Source organism: Dyadobacter sp. HNCC25DJ185, assembly GCF_056895195.1.
On the sequence record NZ_JBXHAR010000001.1, the window covers coordinates 671061 to 686126 of the forward strand.

Annotated in this window: 12 protein-coding genes; 10 read left to right on the top strand and 2 right to left on the bottom strand. The window is 47.9% G+C overall.

Features of this window, described 5'->3' with window-relative positions; all coding sequences use genetic code 11:
- Positions 1-91: 91 nt before the first annotated feature.
- From AC1XUF_RS02705 to AC1XUF_RS02740, 8 genes are all read left to right on the top strand, one after another.
- Positions 92-3934: a PVC-type heme-binding CxxCH protein gene (locus AC1XUF_RS02705; RefSeq protein WP_483340112.1), complete on the top strand. Its 3843-nt coding sequence runs from the start codon at positions 92-94 to the stop codon at positions 3932-3934.
- Between the two features lie 99 nt (positions 3935-4033).
- Entirely contained in the window at positions 4034-5158 is a 1125-nt protein-coding gene (locus tag AC1XUF_RS02710; RefSeq protein ID WP_483340113.1) for a redoxin domain-containing protein, read from the top strand.
- 28 nt (positions 5159-5186) lie between these two features.
- On the top strand, positions 5187-6191 hold the full coding sequence (locus tag AC1XUF_RS02715; RefSeq protein WP_483340114.1) for a sugar phosphate isomerase/epimerase family protein: 1005 nt from the start codon (positions 5187-5189) through the stop codon (positions 6189-6191).
- 430 nt (positions 6192-6621) lie between these two features.
- A complete protein-coding gene (locus tag AC1XUF_RS02720) occupies positions 6622-7005 on the top strand; it encodes a transposase (RefSeq protein WP_483340115.1) in 384 nt (127 codons plus the stop codon).
- A gap of 119 nt (positions 7006-7124) precedes the next feature.
- Positions 7125-7490, top strand: coding sequence for a BlaI/MecI/CopY family transcriptional regulator (locus AC1XUF_RS02725; RefSeq protein WP_483340116.1), 366 nt, complete (start codon positions 7125-7127; stop codon positions 7488-7490).
- A gap of 20 nt (positions 7491-7510) precedes the next feature.
- On the top strand, positions 7511-9472 hold the full coding sequence (locus AC1XUF_RS02730; protein ID WP_483340117.1) for a M56 family metallopeptidase: 1962 nt from the start codon (positions 7511-7513) through the stop codon (positions 9470-9472).
- Positions 9473-9582: 110 nt separating this feature from the next.
- Positions 9583-10722 carry a glycoside hydrolase family 5 protein gene (locus tag AC1XUF_RS02735; protein WP_483340118.1) on the top strand — a complete coding sequence of 380 codons (1140 nt, stop codon included), beginning with the start codon at positions 9583-9585 and terminating at the stop codon, positions 10720-10722.
- Positions 10723-10806: 84 nt separating this feature from the next.
- On the top strand, positions 10807-11154 hold the full coding sequence (locus AC1XUF_RS02740; protein ID WP_483340119.1) for a hypothetical protein: 348 nt from the start codon (positions 10807-10809) through the stop codon (positions 11152-11154).
- Positions 11155-11197: 43 nt separating this feature from the next.
- Here AC1XUF_RS02740 and AC1XUF_RS02745 read toward each other — a convergent pair whose 3' ends face one another.
- Positions 11198-11692 carry a VOC family protein gene (locus AC1XUF_RS02745; protein ID WP_483340120.1) on the bottom strand — a complete coding sequence of 165 codons (495 nt, stop codon included), beginning with the start codon at positions 11690-11692 and terminating at the stop codon, positions 11198-11200.
- Positions 11693-11804: 112 nt separating this feature from the next.
- Here AC1XUF_RS02745 and AC1XUF_RS02750 point away from each other — a divergent pair, with 112 nt between their 5' ends.
- Positions 11805-12719: a sugar phosphate isomerase/epimerase family protein gene (locus tag AC1XUF_RS02750; RefSeq protein WP_483340121.1), complete on the top strand. Its 915-nt coding sequence runs from the start codon at positions 11805-11807 to the stop codon at positions 12717-12719.
- A 20-nt stretch (positions 12720-12739) separates the two neighbouring features.
- Positions 12740-13030, top strand: a complete 291-nt coding sequence (locus tag AC1XUF_RS02755; protein WP_483340122.1) for a GNAT family N-acetyltransferase — start codon at positions 12740-12742, stop codon at positions 13028-13030.
- Between the two features lie 24 nt (positions 13031-13054).
- Here AC1XUF_RS02755 and AC1XUF_RS02760 read toward each other — a convergent pair whose 3' ends face one another.
- Positions 13055-15064, bottom strand: coding sequence for a PAS domain-containing sensor histidine kinase (locus AC1XUF_RS02760; protein WP_483340123.1), 2010 nt, complete (start codon positions 15062-15064; stop codon positions 13055-13057).
- Positions 15065-15066: the final 2 nt, after the last annotated feature.

Here is a 15066-nt window from a genome sequence, read left to right on the forward strand (position 1 = left end):
CTATTGAGTATTTATTGAAGGGTTACTACTTATTCTAACCGTATAAAAAATAACAAATTACTTCCGAACCGGATAATCTATTGATTCAAATATGGGAATTGTAAGGTCTGCCCCACTGCTTGTTATTTTCCTGCTCCTCAATTTTGGATATGATTTTAAAAATTCCAAAGACTATTTTGTTGCCGCGCAAAAGGCCGATACACAGCTGCGCGCCGTGCAGAACGAAGCGACAGAAACGATCAGTATTTTTCGGGGCAACGAGGCCAAACCAATCTTAACCCAAAATGCAAAAGCAAACTTCCGTCCCTATCTCCACCCGATCGTCGCACCGGACGGGAAAGGTATCCTGACCGAGTACAGCCCTGGGCATCACAAGCATCAAACGGGTGTTTACTGGGGCTACACGAGGGTCAATGGCCGGGATTATTTTCATCACCCGGACGAAGGATATTGGCGTAAGGTTTCGGCCAAAGTGCTGGAAGCAAAAGGGACAGAAGTAAAGTGGCAAACCGTCTATGACCTGCTTGATTCCACAGGAACTGCCGTTTTAACGGAAACCCAAAACTGGACCATGCGGCAAAAGGACGGAAAATACCTGCTGGACCTGGAATGGAACGGCGAAGCCAAAACCGACGTGACCATTGGGAAATACGACTATGGCGGGTTATTCGTGCGGATGCCCTGGAAGGAAGGGATCAAAGGAGAAGTAGTGAATGCCGCGCGCCAGAAAAACGAAAAAGCAGAGGGGCAGCCAGCCCTGTGGGTGGACATTGGTATGCAGGTGGAAGGTAGGAGCGACCTGGCGCACATAGCCATTCTCGATCATCCCGAAAACAAAGGATATCCGCAGACCTGGCGTGTGGACAGCCAGCTGGGCGCCGGCCCGGCCCGGGCCCGCAAAGGGGATTGGCATATCAAAAAAGGCGAAACTGAAGTCATCAAGCACGAGCTGGTCATTTATACAGGCCAGCTGAATGATGTGACCCTCAATAAAACATTCGGGGAATTCATCGGGAACAATGGTACCTACAATACGGCGGCACTCTGGGCGATTGCTCAAAAGGAAGGCCGCGAGGCGAAATTCCTGAGTGCCCAGGAAGCTGTAGCAGCCATGACGGTTAAAGACGGGTTTATTGTAAATGCATGGGCTTCTGAACCGATGATGACACAGCCAATGGCTTTTTGCTGGGATGATCGGGGACGTATGTGGATAGCGGAAAATAAGGATTATGAGTCAAGAGGAAAGGGGTTTTCCAATGCAGGTACCAGCCGGATACTCATTTTGGAAGATACTGATAAAGATGGCGTTGCGGATTCAAAGAAGGTTTTCATGGAAGGCCTCGCGTTTCCTTCTGCGCTGGCGGTAGGTTTCGACGGTGTTTTTGTAGGCGCGCCGCCTAACTTGCTTTTTGTGCCTGATAAAAACGGCGACGACAAGGCCGATATGGAAGATATCGAAGTAAGGCTGACCGGCTGGGGGATCCGCGACCGCCACGAAACATTGAACAGCTTCCACTGGGGGCCTGACGGCTGGCTGTATGGATTACAAGGCTTTGCGACCCCTTCGAAAGTGGGCAAGCCGATTGGGAAAGGAAAACTATACAAACACAAAGACCCTTTCCCCGAAAATATGGAAGTAGAAGACGGTGTGGATATCAACGGAGGCGTGTGGCGGTATCACCCTACCAAAAATAAGTTCGAAGTCGTTGCCCATGGTTTCAGCAATCCCTGGGGAGTTGATTATGACGCAAAAGGGCAAATGTTTATTACCGCCTGTGTCATCCCGCATTTATGGCATGTCATTCCCGGTGGGATCTATCACCGCCAGGGTGGCCAGCATTTCAATCCTTACGTTTATAATGATATCAAAACCATTGCGGACCACACGCACCGCTCGGCGCATGGAGGGGCCAGGGTTTACTTGTCAGACGCATTCCCCGAAAGTGAGCGGGGCAAAATTTTCATGGCCAATATCCATGAGCACGGAATTTTGTCGGATCTGCTCGTACCAAAAGGTTCGGGATTTGCAGGAAAGCATTCCGATGATTTTTTAATGGCCAATAATGCGCAATGGGTCGGCTTCAGCATGGAAATAGGGCCGGAAGGAGGGATGTACGTATTGGACTGGCATGACGCGGATATTTGCGGCTCGGACGTACTCAATTCAGAAACGGGGCGGATTTTCAGGGTGATGCCAAAGAACTCGCTTGCCGGAAACTGGAAAGGCCGGTATGGCGATCTTGCCAAAATGAGTGACCTGGAACTGGCTGAGCTGCAATCCAGCAAAAGTGAATGGCATGCGAGGCGGGCCAGGGTGATCCTGCAAAGCAGGGCCACAAAAGGCAAAATCGCCCAGCCGGCATTGGAGAAGTTAACCCAAATGTTTCAGTCTGAGAAAAATGCAGACTATCGTTTGAGGGCGATGTGGACGCTGCATGTTGCCAACTCCGACAAAGGTTTTCTGGTTAAATCGCTTTCAGACCCCGACGCTTATGTGCGTTCCTGGGCGATTCAGTTTCTTTGTGAGGACGAGAAGCCTACGCAGGACGTATTGGCTAAATTAGGGAAAATGGCTGTTGAAGATAAGTCGGCAGTTGTCCGCCTGTACCTGGCGTCGGCATTGCAGCGCATTGATCCTGCATCCAAATGGAGCATAGCAGACGGTCTGCTGACACACGCCGAAGATGCGGAGGATCACAATCTGCCCAAAATGATCTGGTTTGGTGTGGAGCCATTGGTGCAGGAGAACCCCACAAAAGCCCTTGACATGGCGCAAAAAAGTAAAATCCCGATGGTGACCAATTTCATTGCACGCCGCGTGACGGACGCTGACCAGATTGAGACATTGGTAGCTTCTATCGGCAAAGCGACTGTTAACCGAACCGGTATGCTGGAAGGAATGCGCGACGCGCTGGAGGGAAGAACGGATATCAAGACACCGGCCAACTGGAATGCGGTTTTCAGCAAATTGAAGCAGGCTGACAAGCAAACCGCGCAGATAGCGATGGACCTGAGCAGGCAGTTTGGCGATACCGAGGCGGCGAAGAACGATTTGGCGACACTTAAAAACAAAAACGCGCCTGTCGAGCAAAGAAAGAAGGCGCTTCAGTCCCTTACCAGCCGGCAAAGAAAAGAGCTTGTTGACGAATTCCCGGCTTTGCTGGAAGACAACACGCTCAGATTGGATGCGATCAGAAGCATAGCCGCCTTTGACAATGAACCACTTGCTAAATCCTTAATCGAAAAATACCCTCGGCTGAATACCGCTGAAAAAGCAGAGGCAATCCAGACCCTTGCTTCGCGACCTAAATCGGGCTGGCTGCTTACTCAGGCCATTTCGAAAAATACAATCCCCAAGAAGGACATTCCTACCTATGTAGCACGCCAGCTTCGCAGGGTGGTAGGAAGTGGTTTTGTGGAGGTTTGGGGACCGATCGATCACGTCGCATTTGATGAGAAAGCCTATAAAAAGTACCGTAACCTGTTGTCCGACAAATCGGTTGCCGAGGCCAGCAAGGTGCAAGGAAGAATGGTGTTTCAGAAAACCTGCGCCCCCTGTCATAAATTGTACGGAGAAGGCGGTATCATTGGCCCCGAACTGACGGGCTCCAACCGGGCCAATGTAGATTATTTATTGGGCAACATCCTTGATCCAAGCGGGGAAATTCAGGATGACTATAAAATGGTGGTAGTTACCACGCGAGACGGACGTACCTATGTAGGCAATATTGCCAAAGAAACGGAAAGGCAGGTCACCTTGCGGATTGTGGGTCAGGACGCAGTTGTTGTCAATAAGTCGGACATCCAGACGCGCGAAGTAACGCCTGCTTCCATGATGCCCACAGGACTGCTGGAGAATTTGTCTGATAAAGAAGTGACCGAATTGATCGCATACCTGAAAACCACAGCCCAGGTACAATTGCCTAAAAAATGACGGCATTACCCGCTGTTTATTTAATGGTATAAAAACAGTAATAAATTGCAGTGCGCTGACTTTTGGGTTATATCATGTCTAAATCAAAAAGTAAGTCCTATGCGCTCATTTTATAAAGTTTTCATAGCTCTTTTGGTTTGTGTTCTGCAGGTAAATGTGTTGTATGCCGAGCAGCCGGCTACGCTGAAAATCGGTGCCTCTGCGCCCGATTTTAATCTTTTGGGGATTGATGGCAAGCGGTACACCTTAAAAAGTTTTGCCGGGGCGGATATTCTCGCAATCGTTTTTTCGTGCAACCATTGCCCCACCGCCCAGGCGTACGAGCAGAGGATCAAGTCTATCACCAGTGACTATAAAGCAAGGAAAGTGGCAGTGGTCGTCATTTCTTCCAATGATCCGAAGGCGATCCGGCTGGACGAGCTCGGTTATACCGATATGGGAGATACCTATGCGGAAATGAAATTACGGGCAAAAGATATGGCTTATAATTTTCCGTATTTGTTCGATGGCGATGACCAGAAAACGGCAAACGCGTATGGCCCGGTTGCTACGCCCCATATTTTTATTTTTGACAAAGCCAGAAAACTCCAGTACAACGGGCGCATTGACGATGTGGAAAAGCCGACAGGTACCCCGAAAAACCTGGATGCGAGGAATGCACTGGACGCATTACTTGCCGGGAAACCGGTACCTGTACCTACAACCAAGACCTTCGGATGCTCCATGAAATGGATTTCGAAAGAACATGGCGTACAGGATGAGCAGGCTGGCTGGGCTAAGGAACCAGTCAGCCTTGAAACCATTGATGAAGCCGGGATAAAGGAACTGATCCAGAACAAATCCGACAAACTGAGGCTGATTAATGTATGGGCGACCTGGTGTGGCCCATGCGTGACCGAATTCCCGGATTTTTTGACCATGCACCATATGTACCGCGGCCGTGACTTCGAGTTTATTTCGATTAGTGCGGACAGCCCGGACAAAAAACCCAAAGCACTTAAATTTTTACAAACAAAATTTGCCTCCAATACGAACTATATTTTTAACGTGGAGGACAAATACAAACTCATTGAAGCAGTGGATCCGAAATGGCAGGGCGCTTTGCCCTATACTTTGCTGGTGGAGCCTGGTGGAAAAATTGTTTACTCTTCCCAGGGGCCGATCAACCCCGCTAAGATGAAGAAACTCATTGTTGAGAATAAGTATGTTGGACGTTACTATTAAGGCCTTTAATAAACTTTAACTGAAAGATATGGAAGATCAGGACATTTCAAGACGCAGTTTTTTGAGCACCTCCGCACTTGCCGCAGCAGGTTTTGCATTGGTTAAAGTGCCGGTTTTCGGTGCACCGGCCTATATCAAGAAACTGGGCAAGCCTAACTCTCTTTTTAACGGCGTGCAAGTGGGCGCTATCACATATTCGTGGCGCAGCTTGCCAAGCACCGCAGAGGATATCCTTAAATATTGCATTGACTGTAACATCAGTGCGATTGAATTGATGGGCCCGACAGGCGAACAGTTTGCCGGAGCGCCTGAAGCACCGCCACGTCCGAATATGGCACCCGCTGCAAATGGACAGCGTCCGCAGATGACTGACGAGCAAAAAGCTGCGATTGCCGAATATAATACCAAGCTTGCCGAGTGGCGCGCCAAAGTTCCGATGGACAAATTTGTACATTTAAGGAAAATGTACAATGACGCGGGTGTGAGCATCTATGCTTTTAAACCTTCGGCGTTGGGAGAAAAAAATACGGATGCGGAAGTGGATTACGCTTTTCGCGCTGCCAAAGCATTGGGTGCCAATCAGGCAAATGTGGAGCTGCCCAACGAGGCACAGACAAAAAGATTGGGTGAAATTGCACTGAAAAACAAAGTGTATGCAGGTTACCATGGCCATACACAGCAAACGCCTACCTGGTGGGATACCGCCCTGAGCCAGTCTAAATACAACGCAATGAATTTCGATATGGGGCATTACGTTGCAGCCGGCTTCGATCCGATTCCACTGATTGAAACCAAACACGACCACATTGTCAGTATGCATGTAAAGGACCGTAAGAACAAAGAACATGGCGGTGCTAACGTGGTATGGGGCGAAGGAGATACGCCTATTGTGGCTGCATTGGAATTGATGCGCGCGAAAAAGTATAAATTTCCAGCTACCATCGAGCTGGAATATGATATCCCCGCAGGGTCCGACCCGCTTAAAGAAACAGCCAAGTGCGTTGAGTTTGCCAGGAAGGCGCTGGGAGCATAAGGATTGTTCTTGCGCAAGCAAAAAAAGATCCAGTGGCTCGACTAATCTATTGACCCCGGATTTCAATCCGGGATATAAAGATAACAAGCCGCAGGTTTGATCGATTGCCGATCGGGCCTGCGGCTTTTCTGTTCCGAAGGATTCGAATTCTGTTTTTGTGAGGTCGGCTGCGCCGCTGGTTTCGGTAAGTGCCGCAGCTGCCGCCGCCGTTGTTGGTTTTGTCACCAACAACATTAGCGGATAATTCGGGCTAAAAGATAAAGAAGACATATCAATGTGACTTAATTCATTGCCCGGCGTCTATGTCGGTAAGGTACAATACACCCTGAGAAAACTACCTGGCGCCAGCGGAAACACATTACATTCCATTCTTATCGCAACCATCTTATGGTGGAAGAAACTGCCGGTTCAAGATAAATACAAGGAAGTCATGATTCGTAGCTTGCAATTTCTTGTTGAGCAAAAACGGGTAACAATTTATGGGCTTGTAATTATGCGCAACCATATTCACCTGATCTGGCGCATCCAGAAAGACCTGCCTTTACAAGATGTGCAAAGAGACTTTTTAAAGTACACGGCGCAACCGATCAAATTCGATTTACAGGAGTCTGATCCCGGATCCCTCAGCCAGTTTGAGGTTAATTTGAAGGACAGGAAATATCAGTTTTGGGAAAGGAGCACATTGGGTATTGATCTTTATTCATCAAAAGTGCTCAGACAAAAGTTGGATTATATTCATGAAAATCCCCTTCAAAAGGGGTGGAAACTTGCTAATAGAGAGTCGGAATATTGGTATAGTTCATATGGGTTTTAGCATGAGGGAGTCGATGAGTTTGGCTGTTGACTCTTCGAAAAGCAAAAAAATAAACCTAAATATTTTTTCGTACGAAATTTTTCCTACCTTTGAGCCGTTGATAAGAAAATGAAATTTTAATGGAGCCTACGAAGTCAGAATTAGAGATACTACAGGTGCTTTGGGAGCATGGGCCGTCAACGGTCCGCTTTGTAAATGACACACTTAACGAAGAAAAACGTGCGGTGCAATATTCCTCGACCTTGAAATTGATGCAGATCATGGCGGAGAAAGGAATCTTGCTGAGGGATGAGAGCAGCATGAAGCACGTATATAGTCCCGCAGAAGAAGAGGACAAAACCAAAACCGCCCTGCTGGAACGTTTTGTCGATTCAATGTACAAAGGGTCTGCGGCTAGTCTGGTGATGCAGCTCTTCGGAAATAAAAATACCTCTTCGGACGACCTGAATGAGATCAAGGATTTTCTAAAAAATTTGGAGAAATAATTTATTAAGATCTGACCGTCATGGATTTAGATTTGATTTCGCAACCCTATTTTCAAAAGTTGATCCAGGCCATGTGCCTCACACTGTTGCATTCGGTTTGGCAGGGATTGGCGGCAGCCGTGCTCGCTGGCGGAATACTGATAATGACCCGCAGACAGAAGCCCGCGGTCAGGTACAACTTGCTATGCGCGGTACTGCTTTTGTTTGTGTCTGCGGCCTGCCTGACCTTTTTTCTGGAAATGCGGGTAGGAAATGAGGTCCCTTTTATGACGCTGGTTCGCAAGACCCATACGGACTTATCGCACGTCCAAATGAATCCAGTGGTTGAACACGCCGATGGATCATTCCAATGGATAGACTTGATAACCGGATTTTGCTCCCAAAATGCCCAAGTCATTGTTGCCATATGGTTTTTGGTTTTTGGATTAAAAAGTGCGCAGGCAGTTACCGGGATCGTTTACTTGAGACGGATCCGTCGGCAAGCTATCTTTGAAACTGAAAAAAGTTGGAAGAACAGGTTCCTGTTGTTGGCGCAGAAACTGCGGATCAGCGAGCGTGTTTTCTTAATGGAATCGGAGAAAATTACGGTTCCAATGGTGGTCGGATTTTTCAGGCCGATGGTTTTGGTCCCTTTGGGAATGCTGGCGAGCCTTCCTGCTGCACAAGTGGAGGCCATTCTCTTACACGAACTGGCCCATATCCGCCGCCGCGATTACCTGGTCAATCTGATGCAGATCTTTTGTGAAAATGTCTTTTTCTTCCATCCGGCTGTGATATGGATTTCGTCGGTCATCAAAGAAGAAAGAGAGCATTGCTGCGATGATCTGGCGATTTCAGTGATGCAGAATAAAACCTCGTTTATACATGCGCTGGTTTCATTTCAAGAATACAATCAGTCGATGCCAGCCTTTGCAATTGCGTTTTCCAAGAAGCGTAATCATTTACTGGACAGGATCAGGCGAATTATTAATAACAACAATAAACCTTTAGATGCCATGGAAAAATTATTTGTAACAGTTAGTTTATTAGCGGTGGCAGCACTTTCAGCTGCCGTTTCCCACGTCGGTCCGGGAGAAGGGAATTTAATCTTGGCCAAAGCCAGGTTATTACCGGAAGTAACCATTGTGTCCGGGCCAGCCGAGGAGCTCACAACAGTCGTTGACACATTACCGAAAAAGAAAAAGGAAAGTAGTACAGCCATTCACGCTGCGCATATTTATTCAGACCAGGAGGGGATCAGCACCTATGATGTGAGCACCAACGGCAAACGATATAAGATCATTCAGAAGAATGGTAAAACTACGGAGCTGGCCGTAGACGGTAAGGAAATTCCTGAAAATCAATTCGCTTCGTATCAGCCTGAAATTGACGGGATTATTGAAAAAATAAAAGTCGAGCATGAAAAAGCCGAAATCGATCGCCGGGAAGCGGACAAACGGAGGGCTGAGGCAGACGTCCTCAGAGAAAGGGCGGAGTTAAACAGACAACAGGCGGAGCAAAACCGTATCCAAGCAGACGAGCAGAGGGTTCAGGCGGATAAGTTGAGGGAGCAAGCCGAACTGGGCCGGCAGCAGGCTGATCAAAGCCGCATTCAAGCCGACAAAATGCGCGAAGAAGCCAATCAAATGCGGCTGGACGCAGAGCATCAGCGGACACAGGCAGAAAAACACCGCGAACAGGCCGAAGTCAGCAGGAAACGCGCAGAGGAATCCAGATATGTCGCGGAAAAGGATCGTCAGGAATACGAGAAGATGCAAAATGGTTTGATCGACGACCTGATTGAGGCGGGTGTGATCAAGGGCATTAGTAATCTTTCCTACAAATTAAGTCAGGACGAATTGATTGTAAATGGTGTGAAGCAGTCGGCAGAATTACATAAGAAGTTGAAAAATAAATACATACAGGAAAAGGCCCTAGAGATGGTCTACAACTTCAAGGGGAAAACAGGGTATACAACAACCGGATTTATTTATTCGAGATAAAAAGGGCTGAGACTGGGCAGGATTTGAAAACTCTGTAAGTCCGCAGTCCGGCAAGTATAACGACCCGCTCCCGGTATTTTACTGAAAGTACAACGAAACGTGCTCAACCCATGCATCGCAGAACTTTCATCAAAAATACCGGGGCTTTTGTTGCGGCCGGTGCCGTTGCCGGACCGGAACTAGCTTTTGCGGACCAAAAAGCGAAGAATAAACTCCCGAAGTGGAAGGGTTTTAACCTGCTGGATTTCTTCTCGCCGGATCCCGCTTCCAGCCGAAAGCCCACACCGGAGGAATATCTCAAATGGATGGCAGACTGGGGGTTCGATTTTGTCAGAATTCCGATGGCGTACCCCGCTTACCTCAAATTTGACCGCAGCCGAAACATTACACCGGATGAAGTGTACCATATCGACGAGCAGGCTGTTGAGCATATCGATGAACTCGTTGCTGCTGCGCACAAATACAATATGCATGTCAGCTTGAACCTGCATCGCGCACCCGGTTACTGTATCAATGCCGGGTTCCACGAACCCTATAACCTTTGGACAGATCAGCAAGCACTGGACGCGTTCTGCTTTCACTGGAATATGTGGGCCAAACGATACAAAGGTGTCTCATCCAAAAAAATAAGCTTTGACTTGCTCAACGAGCCCAGTATGCGGGCGGATATGAACGATCAGCATTCAAAAAGGTCCTCGGTACCTGGGGATGTATATCGCAAAGTCGCCATTGCTGCGTCGGAATCGATCAGAAGGGAGAATCCCAGGCACCTGATCATCGCGGATGGGAATGATACGGGTTCCTCAGTTATTCCGGAGTTGGTGGACCTGGATATTGCACAAAGTTGCCGTGGTTACAATCCCGGGATTATTTCCCATTACAAGGCACCCTGGGCCATGAAGGATACTACGAATGTTCCGACACCCAAATGGCCCGGACAGGTGGGGGATAAGTATCTGAGCCGCGAACTGCTTGAAAAGTTCTACAAGCCATGGATCGAACTCGTGGGGAAGGGAGTAGGCGTACATTGTGGTGAATGCGGCTGCTGGAACAAAACACCGCACGATGTTTTCCTGGCATGGTTTGGCGACGTGCTCGACATTCTATCGTCTAATGGGATTGGCTTTGCATTGTGGGAGTTCTCTGGAGATTTTGGCTTGCTTAATTCCCGTAGGGAAGATGTGGCCTACGAAGAATGGCACGGACAAAAACTGGACAGGAAGCTACTGACTTTAATGATGAAGTATTGAAAATTTCTTTATCCTACAAATCCAAGCGCTGTTGGGCGAGCGTATATTTTCGTGACAAACTATTCGATCACGAAATGAATTGGGATGACAGGACAAGAGTATTTTGCGCTTTTTTCCGAAGCAATGCGCAATAAAAAAATTATCCGGTATGAAAATGAAACCAGCAGAGACGACTATCACACCTATGGAATAAGGGAAACTGCGACGGGATACACGTTTTTCTGTTTGCTGGAAACATTTTTTAGAAGAGAAAAGAACACGGACAAATGGATTCAGGGTTCACTGGCATCTTATCACGAGTTTAGCCACGTACGGGGCGCCACACTTTCCTCCCTTATTTTAACCACTGAACACTTTGAGCCAAGAGAGGGTTACAAAGACCGGCTCCCGGGTATTCAGGGCGGCCTTTCCAATTGGGTTACAGTGGATTAATATCAGTAAAGGGAACGTTTTGATAGGAATGTTCCCTTTGTTTTTATGCGAGTTCGGCCAGCAATCCTCTCAAATTGAGGCTCTTGGTGTACATTTCTATTGAGCCGTCGGGCAGGTAGCTCCAGAGTTCCTTGGGCCTGTCCCAATACAATTCCACTCCATTATTGTCTGGGTCGTTGAGGTAGAGTGCTTCAGAAACGCCATGATCACTCGCTCCGGATAGCGGATATTCTGCTTTTAATAACCTGTCAAAGGCAACTGCAAGGTCTTTTCTGGTTGGATAGAGAATCGCTGTATGAAACAGCCCGACCCCATGCTGAGAGGCAGATGGCGCGTTTTTGCTGTACCAGGTATTGAGGCCAATGTGATGATGGTACCCGCCGGCAGAGATAAAAACGGCCTGATCGCCATAGCGGGTTGTTATTTCAAATCCCAGTAAACCGCAGTAGAAGGCCAGCGAACGTTCGAGATCTGCGACTTTCAAATGAACGTGCCCGATGCGCGTGAGGGCGGGTATTTTATAATCATCTGCTTTCATCCAGAAGGTGTTTTGGATCCATATTAGGTTATCAAATTACGTATAGTTGCGGTAAAAAATTCCCTGGTTTTCCTTTACAAAGAAATCAGTTTTACCATACTCCAACTTATTGATGAACCGTCGTGAATCATTGTCCTCTATGCTGGCCGTAACAGGGGCCGGTCTTTTACCCGCAGACATCGCTAAAACCAAAGAGCAGTCTTTTATTTATTCTTTGAATATGAGCACTTTAAGGGGCCATAAGCTGGGTTTTAGAAAGGAGCTCGAAGTAGCTGCCAAGGCAGGGTACGGTTCGGTAGAAATTTGGATTAATACGTTGCAGGACTATCTTAAAAATGGGGGCACATTAACCGAAGCCAAAAAGATCATTACCGATCTGGGATTGAAAGTGGAGGATGCCATCGGGTTTGCAACCTGGATTGTGGACGATGAAAATGCGAGGGCAAAAGCATTGGATCAGCTAAAAATGGAAATGGAACAATTGGCGCAAATCGGCTGTCCAAGGGTTGCAGCCCCACCCATGGGAGCGACCACTGGTGCATCGCTTGATCTTTCGAAAGTAGCTGAACGTTACAGGACAATCCTCGAACTGGGCGATAAAACCGGAGTAGTGCCTCACCTGGAACTATGGGGCTTTTCCAAAAATCTGAGCCGCGTGGGAGAGATACTTTACGTGGCAGTAGAATCAGGCCATCCTTCCGCACGGGTTTTGATGGACGTTTATCATTTACATAAGGGAGGCTCGGGTATGCAGAGCGTCAAAGATGTCGGAAAACCTTTGGTTGAGATATTTCACATGAACGACTATCCTGCCACGCCGCCACGTGAAACCATCACCGATGCCGACCGGGTATATGCCGGGGACGGTGTTGCGCCCCTCAAGGATCTTTTGAAAATACTTAAAAATCCAGAAAAGCCGGTTATTCTTTCTTTTGAAGTTTTTAATCAAGGATATTACACCCAGGATCCGCTGCTGGTCGCCAAAACGGGACTGGCTAAAATGAAAAAGGTGGCGGAAGGGGTTTAATATGGTTTAAAAATCAATTTATGGACGAGGTCAAATTAAAGCTGGATAACAGGCTGCGAGGGAAATTTTATATTGAAAATGACGGGAATCAAGTAGGGGAGATGGTTGTGGGAGTTAGTGAAACCACATTAACTGTTTACCATACAGAAGTAAATCCTGAAATGGAAGGCAAGGGCCTGGCCAGAAAAATGCTGGACGAGATGGTTGCCTACGCCAGAAAAGAGCAGTTGCAAGTGTTGCCGTTGTGCGAATATGTGCTGATGCAATTTCGCCGGCACCCAGACGAATTTGCTGATATCTGGAAAAAATGACATCAGGGGAGGCGCTGTCCTTTTTTATTTTGGCTGTGGCAGGTATACCATAAATGTGGCGCCTTTTCCGGGCTCACTTTTCGCTGTGATGTGACCATAATGGTTTTGGACTACTTTTTTGCATAAAGCCAGGCCGATTCCTGAGCCTGCAAATTCGCTTCTTCCATGAAGCCGCTGGAACATCTGGAATATCTTGTCCAGATAAATTTCATCGAACCCGATACCGTTGTCCGCAACTTCAAGGCAGATATACCTGCTGTCGGGAAGCTGTTTTGGTACTGCCTGAATTTCGTGCGATGCCGTTTCCCTGGCTGATATGTGTATCTTGGGCGGCAGTTCAGGATGTTTGTATTTGATGGCGTTACTGAGCAAGTTCTGGACCAGCTGCATCAGTTGCAGCGGGTTTCCCAACACAACAGGGAGTATTCCTACCGTAATGTCAGCCTTTTGCTCCTGGATGGATATTTCGAGATCGGCGATAACGCTCGCTACAATATTACTCAGGTCGACCGTGTGAAACTCGGCTTCGCGGGTTGTGAGACGGGAATATGCAAGCAGGTCATCGATCATGAGCGTCATTCTTTTGGAGGCATCCTGAATACGGTTAAGCATAAAAACGCCATTTTCGTCCAGTACCTTCGCGTAAACAGATTGTAAGCGGGATCCGAATGACTGGATTTTGCGCAATGGCTCCTGCATGTCATGACTGGCTGCGTAAGCGAACTGCTGCAAGTTATTGTTAGAATTTATCAGTTCGGCGTTAGCCTGATGAAGCTCGGCAGTACGTTGCTGTACCCGCAATTCCAGCTCGCTGGCGAGCTGGCGGTAGCGCTCTTCGCTTGCTTTGAGTTTTTGCTCCGATTCGATCCGGTCGGTGATGTCCATTACAATGCCTGAAATCGAAATCGCTTTGCCGGTACTATCATACAGGTAGCGTCCGATCACCTTTACCCAATGTACCGATCTGTCTATCCAGACAAAACGTGCTTCATATCTCAGGTCGCCAGTCTGTTCTGCTCTTTTGTAGGCTTCCAGACGTATCAAAACATCTTCGGGATGCACGTGCTCAATAAATACTTCTCTGGTGATATTTACCTCCTCGATCCCCGTAATAATCCGCGCCATCGTAGGAGAATGTATTATCTCATTGGTATCCAATTTAACTAAAAACGACCCTGCACCTGAACCCTCAATCGTCATAGCCGCCTGCTGGTCGGCCCACAACACTTTTTCCTGGGAGCTGATATCCTGGGTGACGTCCCTCATGATACCAGTAAAACGGTACGCGCGGCCATCCGAAGTAAAATAAGCTTTACCATTGCAATGCAGCCAGCGCAGTATTTGGTCGCTTGCACCGACAACCCTGTATTTGATATCATAACTGCTTCTTAGCTCGGGGTCCAACGCCCTGGCAACCGCGTGGGCCACCCTTTCACGGTCTTCGTAATGAATGAACTGGACAAGGCTGTCGTAGTTGAGTTCGTTATCGTCAGGTCTCCCGTAAAGTTCTTTACAACGGTCGTCAAAAAGGACGCTTTTTTTAACCGGGTCCATGTTCCAGGTTCCCAGCTGCGCTGCCTGGAGTGCAAATTTCAGACTTTCCTCACTTTCTTTACGGGCCTTTTCCGAGTGGATCTGCTCCGTAATATCCGCCATGGATCCTATCATGCGGACGGGCTTGCCATCACTTTGAATCGTATAACCACGGTCATGGACGTACGCATAATGGCCATCGGCCCGTCTGAAGCGGTAGAAATCAGACCAATTTGTTTCGCTGCTTGCCATAACAGCACGTATTTTTTTCAGCACCCGTTCGCGGTCTTCCGGATGAATATTTTCCGACCAAGAGGCAGGACCGTCTGACAGTTCCCCGGGTTTGTATCCAAAGATAAGCTCCATGCCATTGCTCCACCAGAGTTTGTTATGCGTGAGGTCCCAGTCCCAGACCACGTCATGGGTTGCCTTGGCAACAAGTTCAAATCTTTCGATGGCTAAGAGCAGGTCGTCTTTTTGGTTTTTGAACGAGTCAATCATGT

What these genes read in the sequence shown, in the direction of transcription:
- AC1XUF_RS02705 (WP_483340112.1), top strand. Translation starts at nt 92, where the DNA reads ATGGGAATTGTAAGGTCTGCCCCACTGCTTGTTATTTTCCTGCTCCTC.
- AC1XUF_RS02710 (WP_483340113.1), top strand. Translation starts at nt 4,034, where the DNA reads ATGCGCTCATTTTATAAAGTTTTCATAGCTCTTTTGGTTTGTGTTCTG.
- AC1XUF_RS02715 (WP_483340114.1), top strand. Translation starts at nt 5,187, where the DNA reads ATGGAAGATCAGGACATTTCAAGACGCAGTTTTTTGAGCACCTCCGCA.
- AC1XUF_RS02720 (WP_483340115.1), top strand. Translation starts at nt 6,622, where the DNA reads ATGATTCGTAGCTTGCAATTTCTTGTTGAGCAAAAACGGGTAACAATT.
- AC1XUF_RS02725 (WP_483340116.1), top strand. Translation starts at nt 7,125, where the DNA reads ATGGAGCCTACGAAGTCAGAATTAGAGATACTACAGGTGCTTTGGGAG.
- AC1XUF_RS02730 (WP_483340117.1), top strand. Translation starts at nt 7,511, where the DNA reads ATGGATTTAGATTTGATTTCGCAACCCTATTTTCAAAAGTTGATCCAG.
- AC1XUF_RS02735 (WP_483340118.1), top strand. Translation starts at nt 9,583, where the DNA reads ATGCATCGCAGAACTTTCATCAAAAATACCGGGGCTTTTGTTGCGGCC.
- AC1XUF_RS02740 (WP_483340119.1), top strand. Translation starts at nt 10,807, where the DNA reads ATGACAGGACAAGAGTATTTTGCGCTTTTTTCCGAAGCAATGCGCAAT.
- AC1XUF_RS02745 (WP_483340120.1), bottom strand. Translation starts at nt 11,692, where the DNA reads ATGAAAGCAGATGATTATAAAATACCCGCCCTCACGCGCATCGGGCAC.
- AC1XUF_RS02750 (WP_483340121.1), top strand. Translation starts at nt 11,805, where the DNA reads ATGAACCGTCGTGAATCATTGTCCTCTATGCTGGCCGTAACAGGGGCC.
- AC1XUF_RS02755 (WP_483340122.1), top strand. Translation starts at nt 12,740, where the DNA reads ATGGACGAGGTCAAATTAAAGCTGGATAACAGGCTGCGAGGGAAATTT.
- AC1XUF_RS02760 (WP_483340123.1), bottom strand. Translation starts at nt 15,064, where the DNA reads ATGATTGACTCGTTCAAAAACCAAAAAGACGACCTGCTCTTAGCCATC.